The following is a 22,075-nucleotide window of genomic DNA, read 5'->3' on the forward strand; positions in this document are numbered from 1 at the left end:
TCGGTCTGTTCGTGGTGCATCGATCACCAACTTCTCCGCTCAGTCAGTATTCGCAACGCTCCAAACGTTGCTTTCAGACCGGCCAGATGCGATTTCATGTCCCAAATACCGAGGTGAATAATCCAGGGTAACTATTGTACGCCAACAAATGATTTTTCGAAAAGCTAGCTTGTAATTGAAGCAAGGGGAGATCGCATCGCGGCCGAGCGTTGTATGGCGACAAGTCGTCAACAATGATGCCACCACGTCAGATCGACCTGCTTCCGTCGCTTTTGCCCACGCCCTGGATTCTGCGTATTAGGACAGTTTGAGTGTTAAAGACATCCTTTAGGTGCTGTGCGGCAGGTATACGACTCAAAGCGCCTTAGCGTCTTTGCTTCTGCCGACGCCATATTTGTATAGTGCCGCGATCCCTTTTCCTCTCGGAGGATGATATCCGGTTAGATGTACATATCCAAGCTTCGTTCGTCTGCGACTCGCGCGAATCTGTAGTTGTAAATCCCTGAAGATCGGCTTATAGAACATGATCATAGACAGACCGGAATTGACAGAACGTGGCTTGATCGAGAACGCAATATAGCTGTGACAACAAATTCGCCTGATACGTCGCAATCCAGGGTGCGAGTGAAAACAATGGAAGCAGGTCAATCTGACGTGGTGAGATGGCTGTTGGCGACTTGTCGCCTACAGCCAGGCGCAGGTGGAGATCCACTCAGCAAAGCTGAGTTAGCTCCGCCGAGCACCCTCTCCACGACAGATTGACCTGCTGGAGTTGCTTTCACTCACGCCCGGCCGTACAAGGCTTGCAAGTTCTTGATATGTTGGCTAATGGCGGTGCCTGAGGGGTGGTTTTGCTCAGAATCAGATAAACCGTTATAATAGAGACAATATGACCAAGGAGGCCAATTCATGGCAAAGAAGATCCTAGTGGTTGATGATGAAAAACCCATCTCTGATATCGTGAAGTTTAATTTAGCAAAAGAAGGTTACGACGTCGTTACCGCCTATGACGGTGAAGAAGCACTGGCCAAAGTTGAATCCGAAAACCCCGACCTTATCATTTTGGATCTGATGCTGCCTAAGATCGATGGGTTGGAAGTCGCGCGGCAAGTCCGCAAAGATCGCGACACGCCAATCATCATGTTGACGGCCAAAGATTCCGAAATCGACAAAGTGCTGGGCTTGGAGCTCGGGGCCGATGACTATGTCACCAAGCCATTCTCCAATCGCGAGCTGGTGGCCCGGGTCAAGGCCAACCTGCGGCGGCAATCTGCCAACCAGCAGGCCCAAGAACCTGACGACGAGAACAAAGATTTGACCGTCGGCGACTTGACGATCCACCCAGACGCTTATACCGTGTCCAAGCGCGGCGAGAAGATCGAGCTGACCAACCGGGAGTTCGAGTTGTTGCACTATTTGGCGCGGCATCTCGGCCAGGTCATGACGCGTGAGCACTTGTTGCAAACCGTCTGGGGCTACGATTACTTCGGTGACGTGCGGACGGTGGATGTCACCGTGCGCCGGCTACGTGAAAAAATCGAAGACGCGCCATCGCATCCTGAATGGCTGATCACCCGTCGTGGGGTCGGCTACTATTTGCGGAATCCTGACGCGGAATAGGTAGTAGTTCAATGAATAAGAAGATTCATTTTTTCCAATCGATTCACTTTAAGATCGCGCTGGTGTTTATCCTGTTACTGTTAGTAACCGTGGAGCTCATTGGCGCGTATTTTGTGCGGTCTTTGGAACAGCAGAACGTCGAGACGTTCAAAACCAGCCTGAATGTGGATCCGTATATCCAAAGCAAGCTTGAATCCGACCTGATGCGCACCGATGCCAGCACCGCCAACAGTGATATCAAAACGACAATCACCCAAGCGGAAATCGCCAACACGGCGGAGTTGCAGGTGGTCGACGCCAAAGGGACGATCCGGGCTAATTCTAACATCAACGATCAATCTGATGTCGGGCAAAAGTCCGCCTCGGGCAACGTCAAGTCGGTGTTGTATAACGGCCAGATTTTTGAAGGCTTCCAGTATGGCGATTCGATTGGCTCGACCTACACCAAGATCATCCCGCTGAAAAACCCTAACGCCACCGGGGACGGTTCCGCCGTCATCGGGGCTATTGTGATCTCAGCATCGATGGATTCGGTGTATAACAACATCAACAAGATCGTGCGGATCTTCTTGATCGCGTCGCTGTCTGCCGGCTTGTTGGCCACAATCTTATCCATCGTGATCTCACGGGCGATCACGCGGCCGATCGACGAAATGAAAAAGCAAGCCATCCGCATGGCGCGCGGGGATTATTCCGGGCAGGTGCGCATCTACGGTCAAGACGAGCTGGGCCAGCTGGCTGTCGCCGTCAACAACCTCAGCGTGCGCGTTGAAGAGGCCCAAGAGGCCAGCGAAGCCGAGCGCAGGCGGCTGGATTCAGTGCTGGCACACATGACCGATGGCGTCATCGCCACCGATCGCCGCGGCAACGTGATCATCATCAATGAGACTGCGCTGGATATGCTCAGCACGCGCAACGAAGACGTGATCGGCTTGTCAATCTTGAAGTTGCTCAACATCGCCAAAGACTATACGTTGCGAGACCTGTTGGAGAACCAAGAAGAGCTGTTGCTCGATTTCTCCGAGAAGTCCGAGCACGACCTAATCTTGCGTGTGGACTTCTCCTTGATCCAGCGTGAAACCGGCTTTATCTCAGGGCTGGTGGCGGTGCTTCATGATGTCACCGAACAGCAGAAAAATGAACGCGAACGCCGGGAATTCGTCTCGAACGTTTCGCATGAGTTGCGCACGCCGCTGACGTCGATGCGGTCATATATCGAAGCGCTGACCGATGGCGCGTGGAAAGATCCCGAAATCGCCCCGCAGTTTTTGAAGGTGACCCAAGAAGAAACCGACCGAATGATCCGGATGATTAACGACCTGTTGAGTCTGTCACGGATGGATTCAGGCACGAGCAAGATCAATCTGGAAACTATCAACCTCAACGAGTTCTTTAACTATATCCTCGACCGCTTCGACATGATGCTCAAAACTGACAACGAAACGGCCGGCGGCGACAATAACCGGGTCCAGCCGTTGCCGTCTAGCCGCAAGAAGCAGTACTCAATCCGCCGTGAGATCACCAAGCGCGACTTGTGGGTCGAAGTCGATCAAGACAAGTTCATGCAAGTGATCGACAACATCATGAACAACGCGATCAAGTACTCGCCCGAAGGTGGCGTCATCACCGCGCGGCTTGTGGAAACCCACAACCACGTCATTTTGTCGATCAGCGACCAAGGCCTCGGGATCCCGCGTAAGGATATCAACAAAGTGTTCGATCGCTTCTACCGGGTCGACAAAGCCCGCAGTCGGCAGCAAGGCGGCACCGGGTTGGGCCTGGCAATTTCCAAGGAAGTTGTCGAAGCCTTGGGCGGCAGTATCTGGGTCGACTCGCAAGAAGGCAAAGGCAGTACCTTCTACATCTCTTTGCCGTATGAACCAATAGAGGAAGGAGATGACTGGGATGAAGCTTAGTGGGTGGCTTTTGCGGATCGGGTTGACCGCGATGATCGTCTTGAGTGTCGTGTTGACCTGGCTGATCTGGCGTAATCCATCGCGTCTCGGTCATCAACAAGCCGAAGTGGCGGTCACCCGCCACGCTGACGCTGACAACAACAAAAGCGCCGGTGTCGTGATGGCGCCGACGACGGCTTATTACCAACACGGTGGCAACAAGAAGTTGCTGTTTGCACCTGATGATAACGTTACGACGACGATCCGGTCTGCCATGAGCGATTGGCAGCTAACCACCGTCGCGGATAGCGGTAAGCTGACAGCTAGCGAATACACCGCGCTGTTGAGCACCGATGCGACGCTGCAACTGGTGTATCCCGACAAGATGGCATACAGCACGTTTAACACCGCCTTTTTTACCAAGAAGGCGACGTCATCAAACGCCAACTTCACTTTCGACCGGCTGATCGTCAATCTCGACCGGCATCCCAATTCGCTGGTTTTCGTCAACGATGCGACGCGGTCGATCCATACCGGTACGCTGGCCAAACATTCGCTGACCAAGCTGAATAAGGTGGTCGATGCCGCGGCCAAAACCGGGTTTGCGGCCACAGAAAAGCGGCTGAGTAATGGCCGCCAGATCGCCAATTATTCGCAACCGATCACGGTGCAGCCTTATGTGTACCTACTCGATCAACAAAGTGCCAACCATTACGTCTCACTGTTGATGCCAACCACCGCCTCTGCAGTGGATGCGCGTGAGCTCGGGACCGACACTGTGTATACTGCGGGAACGGATTACCGGCTGACACTGAACACCGATACCGATGTGTTGCAATACGATAATGCTACTGCGGTATCGAAATCGACCGATCTCGCCACTAACCTGACCAAGTCGTATTCAGCACTTGGTAAGCTCGACTTGTTGGGGTTGAACGCGATGCGGTATTCACACTACAACAAGGCCAGCCGCAAGGTGACCTACCGCTCGTTTGCCCAAGGGTTACCGGTTTTCAATCCGGACTATTATGGCCGGGTGACAGTCGCAACCACCAGCAGCGGCCAACAGATGTTCTTTTCAATGAATAATCTGACGGTACCGATCCCGACGAACCAGGCCAAAACCAGCTTGCCAAGCTCCGAGACGGTGTGGCAACATCTGCGGGCCGTGGGCTACCACGACGATGCGATCGAAGATGTGGTGTTGGGCTATGAGTGGCAGAAGCAAAAGGAGAACTCGCAAGTCGTGAACCTGACGCCAACGTATTTCGTCGAGATCAACGGCCACTATCGCCGCTATACCAGCTGGCAAGGGCCTGATGCGGATAAGCAGACGCAGGAATAGGAGGGGCATATGGATTTTAAACGGATCGAATGGATCTTCTTGCTCGTCTTCTTTGCGGTGAACATCTTCTTGGGCATCAGTTTCTACCAAAGCCAACAGATCGATCAGGCCGTCAGCGAATCGACGACCAGCGAGATCGTCGCGGATATTCAACGCGACCAGATCAAGTTACCGAAGCTGGCGACTAGGACGCCAACCGGGGGATATCTCGCGTCCCAAGCTAACACTGTGCTTGTGGACAACCGCAATCAGCTGGAAGGCCAGACGTTGAGTTTTGACAACAATCGGCTAAGCTCGGTCTTGCACACACCGCTGACGTTCAAGAAAAATAGGGTGCAGACGCTGACCAAGTGGCTGCAAGACCCGACACATGTGCAGTTTGGTAGTCACTATCGGTACAGCGAAAGCCTGTCGAGCACCAATAAGTATGTTTTCTGCCAGCAGATCCAAGGGCATAAGATCTACGACAAGCGCGCCCAGCTCACCTTCATGATCAACGATAACAAAATGATCAGCTACACCCAGACGTATATCTCCAAGATGTCGGTGCTCAAAAGCGATGTCAAGCTGACTTCGGCCAGAGACGCGGTCGTTGCTTTGTATAAAGATAACGAACTGGCCAACGGTGCCTCTGTCAAATGGGTCGAACTCGCGTATAATTATCTATTGGACACCAAAGGCAGTACAGTATATGTCCCGACGTGGTTTGTCGGGGTCCAGAATCAAGGTAGTAAAAGCGTGACGATCAAGAAACTCAACGCCATCACCAAAACGGTGGTGAAAGATCGGACCAACGAAGAGTAGACCGTCAGGCTAGAAAGGATCATAAGTCATTGACAGAAGATTTTGGAATGCGGGTCAGTGTGTTAGCAAGTTCAAGTTCAGGCAACGCGACGTTCATCGAAACGCCGCAACATAAGGTGTTAGTCGATGCCGGCTTTTCTGGGAAGAAACTGCAGGCGCTGATGCAAAGCATCGGGCGCGATTTGTCTGATGTGGACAGTCTGTTTTTGACCCATGAACATACAGACCATTCAAAAGGTGTCGGCGTCTTGACGCGGCGGTATCCCAACATCACCTTGTACGCCAACCAGCTGACGCTGGAGGCTCTGCCGCAGACGATCGGCAAGCTGCCGGCAGATCAGGTCCGGGTCTTCGAACCGGGCACGACCATGAGTCTCGGAGACTTGGATATCGAAAGCTTCGCCGTGTCGCATGATGCCGCCCAGGCGCAATTTTATCAGCTACACCACGATGACAAGGCCTTCGCCATCTTGACGGATACCGGATATGTGTCCGATGCCGTCGAAGGCACGATCAGAGATGCGGATGCGTATGTGATGGAATGCAACCACGACGTCGAGATGTTACGCATGGGCCCTTACCCGTGGCCGCTGAAGCAGCGCATCTTGAGTGACACCGGACATTTGTCCAACGAAGATGGTGCCAACGCAATCATGGATGTGATCGGCCCGCGTACCAAGCGCGTGTATCTCGGCCATCTGTCACCGCACAACAACGTCAAGTCGCTCGCCCACATCACCGTGGCGGGCATGTTGCAGGAGCAAGGTTTAGGCGTCGGGCGTGACTTTGATGTCTACGATACCGATCCCGCCATCGCAGACCCGATGTTTACCGTTGGGGCATAGCGAAAAGTTGACAGCATGCAGGCATCACTTCCATAATTAGATTAACGACGGCCCGTTCGTGGTGCCGCCGTTTTTTATACCTTCAGTGCTTGGTGGCCTCCGGGAGGCAGTGGGATAGCTTTGCTGCGGCAGAAATGGCAGTATGCTGTGCGGCCGTCTTCAGTCTGCTTCGCAGTCTTACGACTAATTTTGAAGCCGCTTCGCGTCTCCAAAATTGCCGACGCCAACACCGGTAAGCCAGCTACGCTGTCTCACAGGCGTTGGCGTTATCACGGCATACCGCCATTTCCGCCTCCGCGCCGCTATCCCACTGCCTCCCGAAGGCCGACATCCTGGTTAGTCGTAAATATCCGGTAGTACGCTGAGTCTAGGATGTGGGCGAAAGTGACAGAAGCAGGTCAATCTGACTTGGAGTCGCTTTTACCCACACCTGGATGGTTGCCTTAGGACGTAAATGTGAGGACGGGGTGCGTGGAGACGGGAGATGGCTCAGGCGCGGCGTTGTTGTTAGCGGCTTGCCGCTTACAACAAAGGCGTCGAGGAAGATCCACTCAGGCAACGCCTGAGTTAGCTTCTGAGCGCCTCGCACCGGTTCCAGCCATCTCCTGTCGTAGCGCGCCCTGTCCGGACCTATATTGCTATCTAATCAAGGCGGTAACGTTTCCGGACTTCTGCGTATAAACTTCATAAAATCATCAAATCCGCTTTGTAAGATTAAACCATGAACAAAGATCGTACTTGAGGGAGGAGAGCATCATGGACAATCAATCTCATAATTTCCAGGAAAAGGATCCGGGAAACACACCGAAAAAGCATAATAGCATCAAGCAAACCGCGGTGGTCGCCGTGGTGGCGGCAATCATCGGTGGCGGCGTCGGTGGCGGGGCCGCTTATTGGGGGCTGAAGTCCAGCGCAAGCCAAGACCTCGGTGTCGTCTCCAGCACCCAGAAGTCGGGCACGACCCAGGTGTCTAACGTCTCAGTCAAAGAAACCAGTGCCAGCACGACCGCCACGGCCAAGGTCAAAAACGCCGTGGTCTCTGTCGTGAACCTGCAAAAGGCGCAAAGTACCTCTAGTGGCTTAGATGAATTCAATCAGATTTTTGGCAACGGTGATTCGAACGCCGGTGATGGTAATTCGAATTCATCAAACAACAATTCCTCGAGCTCTGATCTGCAAGAGTATAGTGAAGGTTCCGGGGTCATCTATCAGAAGAAAGATGGCAAGGCGTATATCGTGACGAACAATCACGTGGTGTCCGGCTCCGACGCGCTGGAAGTCATCTTGAGCGATGGCACCAAGCTCACCGCCAAGAAGGTCGGGACCGACGAGACCACTGATCTGGCCGTCTTGTCCATCTCCGCAGACAAAGTATCCAGCGTGGCGTCGTTTGGCGATTCTAGCAAGCTACAAGCCGGCCAGACCGTCTTGGCGATCGGATCGCCACTGGGCTCGCAATATGCCACTTCCGTCACCCAAGGGATTGTCAGTGCCACCTCGCGGACGGTCGACGTCACCGACGAAGACACCGGCCAAGCAACTGGGCAGGAAACGGTTATCCAAACCGATGCCGCGATCAACTCCGGAAACTCCGGTGGTCCGCTGATCAACCTTTCTGGGCAAGTGATCGGGATCAACTCGATGAAGTTGTCCGGATCGTCGAGCTCTAGTTCCGATTCGGCCACGATCGAAGGGATGGGCTTTGCCATTCCAAGTAACGAAGTCGTTTCGATCATCAACCAGCTGGTCACTAACGGGAAGGTCGTCCGTCCTGCACTTGGCGTTGAGATCCGCGATCTCTCCAGTGTCACAGCTAGCCAGCAAAAATCTGTCTTGAAGCTGCCAACGTCTGTCACTGGCGGGGCGGTCGTCGCCGGCTTCACCAGCGGCAGTGTTGCCAAGGCGGCCGGCATGTCGCAATATGATGTGATCGTCGGAATCGGCGACGACAAGGTCACCGGCGTCGCTGATCTGCGGACGGCGCTGTACAAGCACGCTGTCAACGATACCGTCAAGGTCACCTATTACCATGAAGGGACCAAGAAGACGACTAACGTGAAGTTGACGCAAACCACTGACTCGCTGTCTTCTTCGACTGACAGCAACAGCAGCAGTAACTAATAGGCTATTAAGCGTCTTTGCCACGCGACCACTTTTGCGGTTGCGTGGCAAAGACGTTTTTTTTGATTAAAAGGGAAAGAGCGTGCAAAACTTGTCAAGTGTGGATATGAGGTGGGAATAACTCCTAACGGTGCCTGTGGATAACTCTGTGGATAGTGTTCATAACTAGGTTGAACGGGTGTGCGTGGATTTTTCCCCAGGATGTGCACAACCTGTGGATAAAAAAATTATTGTACAGGCGAACATCTGTGTGTCCGTTGGGGTGCAAGGGATACGCCGCTTCCAATGAAGGATTTTTAATTTTTGAAGGTTGTTGATAAGTGCCGGTAAAAAATTATTGTCTTGATTTTTTCTGGCAGAGTATCTGGTGTCAACCTCGCACCTCACTACCAGATAATGGGGGCGTGGCCGCCGCGGTGTGGATAAACTTTGGGGATGAGTTGTGCGTCGTGTGCACAGTGGGGAAAACATTGACATGCGCGCCTGAATTTACTATACTATAGTTAGTTAATAAGTTGCGCACAATCAATTAGGAGGATATCGCATGAAAATCACGATCAAGCCAGAAGCATTGACTTATCTGCAAGCTAAGATGGCGCCAGAAGACCGGGTATTCTTAGCATTAGACGACGGCTCTAGCAAGTACTCACAGCTCGGCGGCACCTGTGCGATCGGCAATAAGTACCAGCTGGTCTTGACCGATGCTGAAGATTCCGATTATGCGATCAAGGTGGATAACGATGCCGGGGTGCCGTTGACCACAGGCGACTTGGAGCTGATGTATCTCGGCAACGGCTTAGTGCTGGATTATCAACAAGCCACATTGGTGTTGCGCGATGATTCCGGGATCCTTGACGGGGCAGTGATGGTCAACCGGCCAACACCGCTGACTGCAGAAGTCCAACAAGCCATCGGCGACAAGATCTGCTAACCAAATACACAAGGCGTCAGCGCCACGAAACCTTACGGGGTCGCGTGGCGCTGATTTTTTTTGGCCAAATTCAAAAAACTTTTAGCACTCTATTGACTAGAGTGCTAAAAGTGAGTACTATATATTATGTAAACAAGGAGCGGTGATCAACCACCGCAATAAAGAAAGGGAGTCTGTTGTATGGCTAATGAAATGATGCGTCGCGATGACTGGTTAGAGGATCCGTTCTTCGATAACTTGGGGCGTCGGTTCTTCGACAATTTCATGCCAGCGGCAAGTTCCAGTCAGGTGTTGAAGACTGATATCACCGAAAACGACAAGGATTATATCGCCAAGATCGATGTGCCTGGCATCAACAAGGACAACATCAAGTTGAACTACCAAGACAATATTTTGAGCGTCAGCGTGAAGAAGGCTTCCTACAATGACCATCAAGATAAGGAAGGCAACACGTTGATGAGCGAGCGTAGTTATGGCGCGATGAGCCGCAGCTATCGGCTGCCTAACGTCGATGATCAGGCGATCAAGGCCGCTTATACCGATGGCGTGCTGACCGTGACCCTGCCAAAGCTGACCGAGACTCAACAAAGTCCACACCAAATCAACATTGACTAGCTTTTGAATGACTGCAAAATGCCTCCTAAAATAATGTCAATTAAAATATCACGATATAGAAAGGGAGTCTGTTGTATGGCTAACGAAATGATGCGTCGCGATGACTGGTTAGAGGATCCGTTCTTCGACAACTTGGGGCGTCGGTTCTTCGACAATTTCATGCCAACGGCAAGTTCCAGCCAGGTTTTGAAGACTGATATCACCGAAAACGATAAGGATTATGTCGCCAAGATCGATGTGCCTGGCATCAACAAGGACAACATCAAGTTGAACTACCAAGACAATATTTTGAGCGTCAGCGTGAAGAAGGCTTCCTACAATGACCATCAAGATAAGGAAGGCAACACGTTGATGAGCGAGCGTAGTTATGGCGCGATGAGCCGCAGCTATCGGTTGCCAAACGTCGATGACAAGGCAATCAAGGCCGCTTATACCGATGGCGTTTTGACCGTGACCCTGCCGAAGCTGACAGAGACCCAACAAAGCTCACACCAGATCAATATTGACTAGCTTTTGACTGACTGTAAAATGCCTCCTATCCATGTCCTAACCCAACGAGCTGAGCCCTAATCGGTTCTAGCTCGGTAACGCCAACAGCCCTGCACCGCGATGAAACGGTGCAGGGCTGTTGGCGTCTTGATGACGCTTGTAGACATTTTTAGGAAAATTATATTTATATTTTTATTTATATAACGTTGTAATTTCGACAATCTCGAGATATACTAAATGTAATCTTAAGAACTGAATCGTAACGCTCACCTGAACGGATCTTGGGGATCATTCAGGACGACCCGTATGCAGAGGCTGTTGGCCTGCTGTCATGCGGGCTTTTTCTATCCTAGAACGGGACACTTGGGAATTCAGGACTAAGAGGTAAAAAAAGTCCGCAGACGGCTTGGGGGCGTCTGTGGACGAGTGAGGCTCAGAACCTTGGGAGTTATTCTGAGTAACTTGTAAATGGCTTGGGAGACATCTACCCAGTTATTCTAGCACAAATACATATGAGTTGCGCCCCTAATTTGTATTAGGTTGCATCCATGAACGACGCCAGTGATGGCGTTTTTTTCATCCTGCTGGTTAGTGGCTGAGACATAAAGCGTTCTTATCATAGTGTAGAAGGACCCTGCCGAGTAAATCGTAAACTTTGCGATTTTGAAGTGCAACAGAAAAGTTAGACAATTTAGATTTTGAATTAAGCAACTTTGGCTTGCTCCCGGTATTCAACCGGGGTCAGGTCATTTTTGTTTCTTGAGATTCTGACATTGTTGAACCAGTCAACGTAACTATTCACTAATTTACGTAGATCTGTGAGGCTATTAATCTGATATCGATTCAAGCACTCCCGCTTCAAGAGGCTGAAGAAGCTTTCAATCGGTGCATTATCATGACAGTTACCTTTACGCGACATACTCTGAGTAATATTCATAGCCTTTAGGCGTTGCTGGTAATCTGGCATTTGATATTGCCAGCCTTGATCTGAGTGCAGGATGGGTTTAAGACCATCTTTGAGATGATCTTGCAATTCGTCGAGTGTTGCGTGAATCAATGCTTTATTTGGAGAAGAACTAACGATAGCGGCGACGACTTCACGACTAGCTTCATCCGTAATCGAAGAGATATAGCCCCATTCACCATTGTAGAGTCGGACCTGAGTCACATCGGTATGAAATACAGTAAGTGGCTGTTTAGCGTCAAACTGCTGGTTCAAGATGTTAGACGCCACCTTGCCAACTCGGCCCTTATAAGAGTGATACTTAGAAGTACGCGTAGAGTAAACTGTAACTTTCAAGCCCATATCACTCATTAACCGGCGAAACGATTCTTCGGCATAGTGAAAACCATGCTTAGCTGCTTCATCATGGATGCGACGATACCCGTATGTTTCTTCAGAGCCGTAGTAACAGGCCTTGATGAATGCCTTAACACCAGTGTATTTATCTTCTCTTTGATTCCGCTTAAGGCGGTCATAGTACGTTGCCCGCGGCAAATTGAGCGCTTTAAGCAGCGCTTTGAAATCGTATTGTGACCTTAACGAAGTAATGATACCTGCCTTCACTTTCGTGGAGAGTGTTTCGACGAATTCTTCGTTAGGGTCGCGAGTACTTTTAAAATATCACGGTCCATTTCAGCTTTATGTAGTTTGCTTTTGAGTTCCAAAATCTCTTGTTTGTACTTTTCCTCTTGCGTTGGTTCAAGCCGTTTGATTGACTTGATCTTCTTGTGCTTGCCCATAGATGGTCCCCCTGCACGTTTAGCACGAAGACCGACAACTCCTTGTTCTCGAACAATGTGATTCCATGAGTTCACTAGCCCAGGAGAAATGCCGAAATGAGCGGCAGTCCGTGCTTCACTTGTTTTATGTGTATGCACATACTCTAACACGGTAATCTTGAAGGCTTGCGAGTATTTAGTCTTAGTTCTCTTAACCGCCAAGGAACCAATTCCATGCGCCTGTGCTTGAGTAACCCAAGTCCGAATTGTTTTCGTTGAAGGAATTTCAAAACGGACACAGAGTTTATCGTAGCCAATACCGCCTTTCAGGTATGCAGAAACAACTTCAATCTTAAATTTGCTACTATATTTGGTCATAAGAAAAGCCCCACAATCATTAGACTTCTTGTCTAACAATTGTAGGGCACTTCATTTTGCTTGGCAGGGTCTTTCTACGCAAATGCGTTGCCTATGCTCGTACATCTCTGTAATAATCGTGATTATTTCGTGAACTCTAATTTTGTCTTGTTCTCTGCTTTAGCCAAAAATTTATATTTGATCAATGCTGAACATGGAATTCTGCCAATATAGTGACATATTTTGTCACTATGCGGCCTTATAATACGTGTATTGATTGTTGAGGAAACGAAATCAGGAGGCTGACTGCAATGACATTACAACGTGTTTGGTTGATTGAAAACAACAGTGGCAAATTCATCTCAGGTTACCAGTACGATGCCGGCAGCTTCGGTCTGGTGCCGACGGAAGACCCCGACCAAGCGATCAGCCTCGTGACGGATCACACCAGGCAGGAAGAATTCCAAGTCCGGTTGTTTCAGGCGTTGACTCGCCATCCTGCAACTGATTCCGATATCATTTCGTTTATGGACACCGTTGCCGCATTCGAGCTGGTTCGTCGAGCTTGTACATTAGTTAGCAAGGATGTGGACGAAGATGCCCAAAGCCTGCCTAACACGACCCAGCTGGTTGGCAATGCGCATTATGAAATTGACGCCTTTGGTGCTGATCAGCAACTCGATAAATATGATAACCGCTGTGTTGATCTCCACGATGACATCGCCCAGCGAGAGTTTCGTTTGCTCGATGCCCGGCTGTGTGTCGATGCGGGAACCGGCCAATGGTATCCCGGCATTACTGTTGCGGCAGGGCCTGAACCGTTTTTCTGGGTGCTGCCCGATGATTATTTGGGCTGGGTGGATGAAATGCAAACTCGAGGTGATTTTCCAGTGGACGTCTTATTCACCGAAAACGAGGAAGGACGACCCGTGGCTCGCATCTTTGCGGTGCGCTCGCGCAAGTAACGTCGCGATTGGCTGTTTGGTTGGAGTTGACGACGATCAAAGGAGGACGTGATGGTTCTGAATAAAGAGGAAACATCTACGCGCGGCGACGAGCACATGGTACGCCTCTTGAATGAAATGATTGCCTTAATGCAAGGCGGCCAGTTGGAAAAGGCCGATATTACGCGGCGCTACCAAATTACGCCTCGGACCTTTTTCCGCGACATGGGAATCATCGGTCAAGTCGCTAACGAAAACGGGATGGATCTAAAGCCAACAAATGCAAAATACCAGTTAGAAGCGCGGATCGATGTCGTACATCTGGTGATGATCGCCCACATCCTACTGGCCAGCGGGAGTTTTCGCAAGTCTGAAAAAGACGCGCTTCTCGCCACGCTGCTCAGTCTATTGTCACCAGCTCGCCGCAAGGAGGTAAAAGCGACCTTGGGTGCGGCCAATGTCGCCGAGTATTCTCACAATGACCACGTTGATATCATTCAGATTTTTCGGGAGCTCAGCGGTGCCATCGCCAATAAAATGACCGTTACGTTTGATTACCGCTCGACCCGGGAGACGTCCATGAACAATGCGATGCATTCGCACCTGGGCTTTCCAGATTGCTTGTTTTATGACCACGGCAATTTTTATTGTGCGATGTACGAACACGGCAAGGTGCGCGGAGAAAAAGATCATTTTGCGGTCTATCGGCTGGATCGCTTCGGTAAGATCTACCATACCCGTGCAAACAAGCATCTGATGCCACCGCAAAAATTTGATTTGGCCGACTTCCGCAAGCATGCTTACCTGATGAGCAGTGGCGAAGCCATCGATGTCGAGTTTGATTATCGCCGCTATCCCAACTTGGTGTTAGATGCGTTTCCAACTGCGCACATTGGCGCAACATCCAGCCAAGGGACGCGGGTCACGATTTCTCAGGTGAAATTTTCCAGCATTTTGTTGTGGGTATTGAGCCAAGGCAAAAACGTGGCGATCATTCATCCCAAAGAGCTGAGAGATGAGGTCATCAAGGAGGCCGCGGACGTTATCGGACTGTATGCCAAGGCGGAAACAAAAGGGGAGGCTACCAATGTCGTGGATGAAGGTTAAATTCTATGCGCTGTGCAAGCCGTATCCACTCAGGGAACTGGTGGCGGATCTCAAGGATAATTTTCCCGAGGAATACGAGTACACCAAGCTGGAAATCGAAGCGACCTTTCCGGCAACCGCAAGCCATACGGCTAGTGTCGTTGGGACGATCACTTGTTCATATTATGATGAGGATTTTGGCGATCTCGACGTCAGACTTTTTTTGATGACTGAAGCTTATCCCCTTGAATACACAGTGTTGGCTGAGCGGGAAACTTTTGAGTATCGCTCGGAAATCCTCAGAGAAGATGGTGTGCCGGATGACGTCTGAAGAGACGAAACGTTAAGGAGGTGGTGCTTGGCGGTGATGATAATGGGATCGGTTTGGTTGGTGGTAATCGCAGAATAATGGAGGATGACATCATGACACCAGAAGAATTTCGGAAGCAAAACGAGTTAACCTATGATGATTATGATCGCGTTCGGACGACATACGGGCACATCGGCAGCTTTGCATATTGGCCAAAGGGCTTTTCCTTCAAAGTAAACGAAACGATTCCGATCGTTGCGGCTGATAAGGAAGACTTTAACGCGCTTGCGCGGGCATCTGCAAAAAGGGGTCGTCATTTTAGGCACGAATTATGGTGATCGCCCCTACACACCGGCCAACGATATCCTCGAGGACCAAAAGCTTTCTGTCGCGGCACGCCAGGCCAAGTTAGACGAGTTCTACAACTTAAATAACCAATATGGCGGGAATAACGTCAAGCGGGCCTTTTCACCGGAGTTTGAGACGCACAATGGTAAAGTCTCGATCTTGAGTGGTGCTTATATGACCGATTTGTTTAAGTTCAATCCTGATGAGGATGGCAAGTGGCTGGCGACCGGCATGGCAACGAAAACGGAAGCGCAGCTGAATGATTATCTCAAAGACCATCCGGAAGCCGTTGATTACAATATTGCGGGCCTTCAACACGAGCTGCATGACGTGCTGGGAGCCGGCGAGCAAATCGTTTTCGTGTTGCTCGGAGGCATGGTGCAAGGCTTTGCGTCGCGTCTGCAAAAGGCGTTCCCAGAGGCGTTGATGTTTGATTTCTACCATTACGCTGCTTGGCAGATCAAGGCAGAAGCCTTCCAAGCCAAGGGCAAGGCACTCAACGACGAAGTAGAAGTAGCAATCGCAAAGTGGTAGGTTGTTGGCGATCTGCTGACAGCGAGAACATATAGGGCACCTTTCATCAAAATAAGCCAGGATCGACGCAAATAACGGCGTCGATCCTGGCTTATTTTGGTCAGCGTGTTGAACGCGCCTCGGGGTAATCTTTGTGCGGTACCTTACTGAAAACAGCCTTTTCATCATCGACTCTGGCGATCACGTCATAGTCCGGATCGTTGGCGAGCTGGCCGAAGTTGAAGACTGAATCTGTGGTGGTGTCATCGACATCGATCAAGGCGTTGGCGATGACCTTCAGCCGGTCGGCCTGATGGCGATGGCTGGTGACCACTTCGGCTGCCTTGGATAAGGTGTAGCCTTCGTCGATCAGGGACTTGACGAGGATGATGCTGGCTAAGTTAGGAAAGTTGAAGCGCTTGTTGCCACCGTCTTCGCGGCGAAAAGAATGGACGAGGTGTTTTTTCTCCCAGTAGCGGATCTGGGTGACTGTGGCCCCTGTGATCCGACTGGCCTCGCCGATCCCCACAGAAATACTCATGACTTTGAGGCGGTTGGTAAAATCTGGTTCCATCGTTACCTCCAATGTGACGACTTGTCATTTTTATTTTTTATTTTCTGAAAACTCATTGACTAGTTAATAACGTAAGTGTAACATAATGTTTTGTCAATATCACATAATATGATAAACGAATTACAAAATATATTAACAAAAGAGGGGCGATATTTTGCCAGTTACAGATCGACGTGGTAAGAAAATCAACGTACCATTGATGGTCGTGACACTGATCGTCGGTGTCTTCATCACCGTCTTGAACCAGACGATTCTTACGACTGCTTTTCCAACTTTAATGAAGGCTTTTGATATCTCCACAGGGACCGTTCAGTGGTTGACCACCGGGTTCATGATGGTCAACGGGATCATGATCCCGGTATCAGCCTACCTTTCTGCTAAGGTCTCGACCAAGTGGCTGTATTTTGGCGCGATGGGGATCTTCGGGATCGGGACCTTGATCGCCTTCATCGCCAACAGCTTTGCGATGTTGCTGATCGGGCGCTTGATCCAAGCGCTTGGCGTCGGCATCACGATGCCGTTGCTACAAAACATCATGCTCAACTTGTTCCCACCAGAAAAACGTGGGACCGCGATGGGCTTGACTGGCTTAGCGATCGGGGTTGCCCCTGCGATCGGTCCGACCTTGTCTGGCTGGGTCATCGACAACTCCGGTTGGCGGACGCTGTTCGGCATGTTGCTGCCGGTTGTCGTGTTGGTCTTGATCCTGTCCTTGTTCTTCGTTAAGGATGTTTTACCAACCAGCAACCCGAAGCTCGATGTGTTGTCATTGATCGAATCCAGTTTTGGTTTTGGTCTGCTGCTGTACGGCTTCTCCGAAGTCAGCTCCAAGGGCTGGGGCGATGCCACCGTTATTGGCAGTATCGCCGTCGGCCTGGTGATCATCGCGCTGTTCGTTTGGCGCCAATTGCGACTCGACGAACCATTCGTTCAAGTCAGAGTTTTCACCAGCAAGATCTTCACGATTTCAACGATCTTGAGCTCGATTGCGATGATGGCGATGGTCGGGGTCGAAATGATCTTGCCATTGTATCTGCAGATCCTGCACGGCAAGTCCGCCCTCGAATCTGGGCTGACCTTGTTGCCAGGGGCCTTGATGATGGGGGTTATGAGCCCGATCACCGGCTATGTCTTTGACCGGATCGGCGCTCGTCGGCTCGCGCAGCTCGGTCTTTTCATCTTGGCGGCTGCGACCTTGCCGTTTGCCTTCATCACTGCAGACACTCCGACGCTGTTCATCACCTTGATCTACACCGTCCGGATGTTTGGGGTGTCGATGGTCATGATGCCACTGACGACCAACGGGATGAACGCCTTGCCGTTGAACCTGATCCGGCATGGTACCGCGGTCAACAACACGGTTCGCCAGATCGCCAGCTCGATGACGACCGCCATCTTGATTTCCGTCTTGTCTGATGTGACCAGCAACGCGTCACCAGCCAAGCACATGATTACGACTGATCCGCTGCGCTACAAGCACATGTTCTTCAACGCGACGCTTAGCGGCTATCACGCGGCCTTCTGGTTTGCGATCGGCTTTTCGATCCTTGGCTGGGCACTGACCTTCTTATTGAACAAGAAGCCTACTGCTAGCCAAGACGTGACCCCAGAGGAGGTGCGCTCATGATTATTGCGACATTAATTATCGGCGTTATCGGCCTGTATCTGAGCTTCATCATGATGAAAAAAGGCTGGTTGCGATCTGTCTTGGTCGTGATCTTCGGGATCTTGATGTTGGGGTCATTGTACCTTGTCAACGCCAACGACCAGAATCATTTTGGCATGGAAAAGGTCACGACAACCACCACACGAAAGATCTATTCCGCCAGCCCGTCTAAGCAGCTGCCAATGCTGTTGAAACAAGACATCGGGACTTCCGGTAAGCGCCAGGTCTACATCTACAAGCTGAGCGCTAAAGGCAAGACGACCCATACGAAGGCAGATTACCTCGTCAAGAACAACGTCAAAACCGGGTCCAAGGCGACGTTGCGGACTGCACGCACCGAGTGGGTCTACAAGAATGGCTTCTACAAGGCCTTCTTCTCCAACCAAAACAACCATAAGCTCGTGCGCCAAACCAACACGATCACCGTGCCCAAGACCTGGACACAGCTGACCACGCAACAAGCCAAGGCGTTGGCTAAGCAGCTTAAGTCTGCTCAACACCCGTCGGCGGCAACCAAGGCCAAGATGCAAGCGGCTATTCAACAAGCCGTGATCGCAGCCAGAACTGCCAACCCGAACATGACATCTGCCCAACAGAAACAAGTGATCGCCCAAGCGCAAGCGAAGATGCAACAACAAGCGATCCAAGCGGCGATCAAAGCAGTTAAAGCAAAATAATCGTCGTGAACTTCACGATACGAAAACACGTCACCGGCTGTAATTTTGGCCAGTGACGTGTTTTTTATACTCAGTTTTTCCAAAAAGTGTTTGCAGGCGGTGTGGCAGATGCGCACGGATGCTTTAACGTTAAGATTCGTCGAGAAATCTTGCCGCCGAGCATGCTGGCGTTCAAGATCACTCGGACTGCAGATGATAGCAATAGGCAAGCAGAATGCGGCTGACAGCGTCTTTTCCACTTCTTAGTTAGCCGGAAAACGTTCCAATGATTTGGCACCCATTATTCGCCGCACACATACGCTATTTTAATATTATTATTTCTAGAATAATGAGTCTTTTGCATTGATAGTGATCTATTCATCAATTATACTGTGCTTAAATAAAATTATTTTTTTTTATTTTGGAGTATGGATATTGAGAAGGGTGGGATCGTTTTGGTTGGAGATTATCGCAAGTTGTCGACGCATAACCGATTGCGCCAAGAGCCTGAAGTGAAAACACGCGTCAAGTTATTCAAGAGTAAAGGACGTTGGTTGACCGCCTTGCTCGTTGCTGTGGGGACAGTGATGACGGTTCAAGGACAAACCACGCATGCGGCAACGACTGCGACGGATGCGACGCCAACTCAGGCAACTGTGAAGCCTAATGATTCATCGGCTATGGCAACAACATCGCAGACGGTTAAGCTGGATGTGGCGCCTACGATGACAAAACCTATTTTAAAGGAACAATCAGTACAGAACAGTCAGACAACGCAAACAACCGCGACGACCACTAAGACTGATGATGCGAACACGGGTGCATCTGACACCGAACAGGATACGCCCAAAGTAGCTACTGAGCCTAAAGTGAATCAGGGTCCCACTGAGGATGTGCAACCCGCTCAGGTTGAGACCAAATCTAATGCGACGAGCGTCGATACGAGCAAAGCCCCTAAGTATGGGGTAAGCTCTGCACAGGGTACTACCAATTCAGCTGAGCCGACCACAACTGGACAAAAGCGTGATACGACGTCCGACGTGACAATGACCTCTGACACGAAACAGCAGAACGCTCAAGCAGTCACACCAAATCAAACGACAGAAGATGTGGTAACAACTTCGGCTACGGCCGCTTCAACTACCTCATCAGCGGATGTACCCGCCACGTCAGAGTTAAATGAAGACCAACCTCGGTTTAAGACAGCCGTCGATCCCGTTTCTAGTTCGTTGGTAGATTCGATCCAATGGACGCCGATTGCTGATCCGGAAACATTTTCAATTAGCCGTGAAGTGACCCAAGGAGGCAAGCAGTACACATTTACGGTTGCAGTACCACCAACACTTCCAGACGTTAATAACGGTTTTTATGGCGTAGATAATCCGTTGTTTAATAATTTTGTGAGTGATACGGCCAATCCGCAACCGGGTGTGGGGTACCAGTATTCTTGGTTTGCCGGAAGAACAAGTGACTATTACATGCGTGACTTAACTGTCAAGAATGCTGATGGGAGTGACGACTATCAAGCGCTTGCAAAAACAAAGGGGCTGCCCGTAACCTTTTCACAAGGCGTTGGCTCTGATGGGACACAATACCTCCAACAGTCGATCGTTGACACTGATCATAAGCTGACGATCAAGGAGATTATCTCGGTTGATTCAACTGGTGCTTTTGACCATACGATTGTGATTGTTAACGATGCGTCAAGTGCACTCACCAACGTCAAGTTTGGCACAAAGCTTGACACCGCGTTGGGGATGAATGACGGGACCAAATCAGTTGACACACCTCCCGCCCTAGCAGATGATGTCCCAATCATTTCAAATGGTGATGGTTCTGCTTACATCACCACGTTAAGCGATGAAAATCCTAATGGGTTGACGCTTTATCTCACTCCTGAGGGAGATGCAACTCTAAACGTTGGCCAATGGTTCAAGGTGAGCGACCTTAAGAATGCAGAACAAGTTGCAGGGACTAGCAATGGTCAAGTGTTAGCGAACGTACGATGGGAAAAATCTAAAGAACTAGATTCAGCTGCTGAATATGAGACACCGGTGATTGCATCTCTTGCACCAGGGGCGTCCGTCTCTTATTCTTATAAGGAGAATTTATACAGCGTCCCAGTGACTAAAGGAACTGTAACCCTGAAGTATGTTGACGAGAATAATCAGGCAATTCCGAACCAGCCAGATCGCATATTAGGCGGTGTTGTTGGCAGTCCTTTCAGTCTGACTTTGCCAGAGAAAACGATCGATGGCTATACGTATGATCGCTCTGAAGGCAATGTCACTCAGTTTACCAAAGATTCGCAGATCCTTACCTTGGTTTTTAAAAAGAAAGAGGTAAAGCAAACTGCGACGGTGACTTATGTGGATGAAACTGGTAAACAGCTGGTCACGCCAGATCAGTCTATCACCGGTCTAAACGATACAGAAGTTGACCACAGTCAGCTCATGCCGAATATCCAGAAAGCCATCGATCAAGGCTATGTGCTTGTCGATGATGGTACGGTTGGTGCGACGTTCGATCATGATACGCCGCATAATCAGGAATTCACGATTACCTTTGGCCAAGTGCCGAAGGCAACCCTGACGACGACCGTCGTGCCAAAGGGCCCGAAGAGTCCAAAGAATCCAGACGGTGAGCCGTTGACGCCAACCACGCCAGTGCAGGTGACTGGGTTCCCAGGAGATCCGATCGATGCCAAGGATTATCCAAAAGTTCCGGGCTATACCCCAGAACCGAACCAGAATCTGAAGGTTCCAAATGAGCCAGGCGACACGATTGTGACCTACACGCCAGATACGCAAAAAGCTGCCGTTAAGTATGTCGATCAAACCGGCACGCAACTGATCACACCAGATCAGGTAATAACCGGTCCAAGCGATACTGCAGTTGATCACAGTCAGCTCATGCCGAATATCCAGAAAGCCATCGATCAAGGCTATGTGCTTGTCGATGACGGTACGGTTGGTGCGACTTTCGACCACGATACACTGCATAATCAGGAGTTCACGATTACCTTTGGCCAGGTGCCGAAGGCAACCCTGACGACGACCGTCGTACCAAAGGGTCCGAAGAGTCCAAAGGATCCAGACGGTGAGCCATTGCCGCCAACCACGCCAGTGCAAGTGACTGGGTTCCCAGGAGATCCGATCGATGCCAAGGATTATCCAAAGGTTCCGGGCTATACCCCAGAACCGAACCAGAATCTGAAGGTTCCAAATGAGCCAG

The 22,075-nt window shown here is 50.5% G+C and carries 20 protein-coding genes; 17 read left to right on the forward strand and 3 right to left on the reverse strand.

The features are described from left to right. Window positions 1-909: 909 nt before the first annotated feature. The 9 genes from yycF (at window position 910) to ACYVRB_RS12285 (ending at window position 10,686) form a co-directional block, all read left to right on the forward strand. Window positions 910-1,620, forward strand: a complete 711-nt coding sequence (yycF, locus tag ACYVRB_RS12245) for a response regulator YycF (RefSeq protein WP_461215710.1) — start codon at window positions 910-912, stop codon at window positions 1,618-1,620. Window positions 1,621-1,631: 11 nt separating this feature from the next. Further along, window positions 1,632-3,536: a cell wall metabolism sensor histidine kinase WalK gene (gene walK / locus ACYVRB_RS12250; RefSeq protein ID WP_461215712.1), complete on the forward strand. Its 1,905-nt coding sequence runs from the start codon at window positions 1,632-1,634 to the stop codon at window positions 3,534-3,536. Next, window positions 3,526-4,860, forward strand: coding sequence for a YycH family regulatory protein (locus ACYVRB_RS12255; protein ID WP_461215713.1), 1,335 nt, complete (start codon window positions 3,526-3,528; stop codon window positions 4,858-4,860). The genes walK and ACYVRB_RS12255 overlap by 11 nt, the downstream gene beginning before the upstream one ends. A 9-nt stretch (window positions 4,861-4,869) precedes the next feature. Continuing rightward, the gene (locus ACYVRB_RS12260; RefSeq protein ID WP_461215715.1) at window positions 4,870-5,664 is read left to right on the forward strand and encodes a two-component system regulatory protein YycI; all 795 of its coding nucleotides are present in this window, start codon (window positions 4,870-4,872) and stop codon (window positions 5,662-5,664) included. A 47-nt stretch (window positions 5,665-5,711) separates the two neighbouring features. After that, on the forward strand, window positions 5,712-6,509 hold the full coding sequence (locus ACYVRB_RS12265) for an MBL fold metallo-hydrolase (protein WP_461215717.1): 798 nt from the start codon (window positions 5,712-5,714) through the stop codon (window positions 6,507-6,509). 756 nt (window positions 6,510-7,265) lie between these two features. Further along, window positions 7,266-8,630: a S1C family serine protease gene (locus ACYVRB_RS12270; RefSeq protein WP_461215718.1), complete on the forward strand. Its 1,365-nt coding sequence runs from the start codon at window positions 7,266-7,268 to the stop codon at window positions 8,628-8,630. 544 nt (window positions 8,631-9,174) lie between these two features. Next, on the forward strand, window positions 9,175-9,561 hold the full coding sequence (locus ACYVRB_RS12275; RefSeq protein WP_461215720.1) for an iron-sulfur cluster biosynthesis family protein: 387 nt from the start codon (window positions 9,175-9,177) through the stop codon (window positions 9,559-9,561). Between the two features lie 180 nt (window positions 9,562-9,741). Next, the gene (locus tag ACYVRB_RS12280; protein WP_461215721.1) at window positions 9,742-10,176 is read left to right on the forward strand and encodes an Hsp20/alpha crystallin family protein; all 435 of its coding nucleotides are present in this window, start codon (window positions 9,742-9,744) and stop codon (window positions 10,174-10,176) included. A gap of 75 nt (window positions 10,177-10,251) precedes the next feature. Beyond that, window positions 10,252-10,686, forward strand: a complete 435-nt coding sequence (locus ACYVRB_RS12285) for an Hsp20/alpha crystallin family protein (protein WP_461215722.1) — start codon at window positions 10,252-10,254, stop codon at window positions 10,684-10,686. A gap of 682 nt (window positions 10,687-11,368) precedes the next feature. Here the strand turns inward: ACYVRB_RS12285 and ACYVRB_RS12290 are convergent. Both ACYVRB_RS12290 and ACYVRB_RS12295 read right to left on the reverse strand, forming a co-directional pair. Continuing rightward, window positions 11,369-12,232 carry an IS3 family transposase gene (locus ACYVRB_RS12290; protein WP_461215724.1) on the reverse strand — a complete coding sequence of 288 codons (864 nt, stop codon included), beginning with the start codon at window positions 12,230-12,232 and terminating at the stop codon, window positions 11,369-11,371. After that, the gene (locus ACYVRB_RS12295; protein WP_461215725.1) at window positions 12,229-12,765 is read right to left on the reverse strand and encodes a transposase; all 537 of its coding nucleotides are present in this window, start codon (window positions 12,763-12,765) and stop codon (window positions 12,229-12,231) included. The genes ACYVRB_RS12290 and ACYVRB_RS12295 overlap by 4 nt, the downstream gene beginning before the upstream one ends. A gap of 290 nt (window positions 12,766-13,055) precedes the next feature. Between ACYVRB_RS12295 and ACYVRB_RS12300 the strand changes: the two genes are divergently transcribed. From ACYVRB_RS12300 to ACYVRB_RS12320, 5 genes are all read left to right on the forward strand, one after another. After that, window positions 13,056-13,709, forward strand: a complete 654-nt coding sequence (locus ACYVRB_RS12300) for a hypothetical protein (protein ID WP_461215727.1) — start codon at window positions 13,056-13,058, stop codon at window positions 13,707-13,709. 51 nt (window positions 13,710-13,760) lie between these two features. Then, complete coding sequence (locus tag ACYVRB_RS12305) at window positions 13,761-14,795, forward strand: helix-turn-helix transcriptional regulator (RefSeq protein ID WP_461215729.1); 1,035 nt, start codon at window positions 13,761-13,763, stop codon at window positions 14,793-14,795. Next, complete coding sequence (locus ACYVRB_RS12310) at window positions 14,776-15,105, forward strand: hypothetical protein (protein WP_461215731.1); 330 nt, start codon at window positions 14,776-14,778, stop codon at window positions 15,103-15,105. The genes ACYVRB_RS12305 and ACYVRB_RS12310 overlap by 20 nt, the downstream gene beginning before the upstream one ends. Before the next feature lie 92 nt (window positions 15,106-15,197). Further along, entirely contained in the window at window positions 15,198-15,422 is a 225-nt protein-coding gene (locus tag ACYVRB_RS12315) for a hypothetical protein (RefSeq protein WP_461215732.1), read from the forward strand. After that, complete coding sequence (locus ACYVRB_RS12320; protein WP_461215733.1) at window positions 15,370-15,966, forward strand: hypothetical protein; 597 nt, start codon at window positions 15,370-15,372, stop codon at window positions 15,964-15,966. Before ACYVRB_RS12315 ends, ACYVRB_RS12320 begins: the two co-directional genes overlap by 53 nt. A 100-nt stretch (window positions 15,967-16,066) precedes the next feature. Here the strand turns inward: ACYVRB_RS12320 and ACYVRB_RS12325 are convergent, their stop codons facing one another. After that, window positions 16,067-16,519, reverse strand: a complete 453-nt coding sequence (locus ACYVRB_RS12325; protein WP_461215735.1) for a MerR family transcriptional regulator — start codon at window positions 16,517-16,519, stop codon at window positions 16,067-16,069. Window positions 16,520-16,673: 154 nt separating this feature from the next. On the opposite strand from ACYVRB_RS12325, the gene ACYVRB_RS12330 reads away from it, so the two are divergent. The 3 genes from ACYVRB_RS12330 to ACYVRB_RS12340 all read left to right on the forward strand — a co-directional run. Continuing rightward, window positions 16,674-18,146, forward strand: coding sequence for an MDR family MFS transporter (locus ACYVRB_RS12330; protein ID WP_461215737.1), 1,473 nt, complete (start codon window positions 16,674-16,676; stop codon window positions 18,144-18,146). Continuing rightward, a complete protein-coding gene (locus ACYVRB_RS12335) occupies window positions 18,143-18,862 on the forward strand; it encodes a DUF4811 domain-containing protein (RefSeq protein WP_461215739.1) in 720 nt (239 codons plus the stop codon). Before ACYVRB_RS12330 ends, ACYVRB_RS12335 begins: the two co-directional genes overlap by 4 nt. A 407-nt stretch (window positions 18,863-19,269) precedes the next feature. After that, on the forward strand, window positions 19,270-22,075 hold a 2,806-nt coding region (locus ACYVRB_RS12340; RefSeq protein WP_461215740.1), incomplete at its 3' end, for a mucin-binding protein.

It is taken from the genome of Lacticaseibacillus boliensis (genome assembly GCF_054784775.1).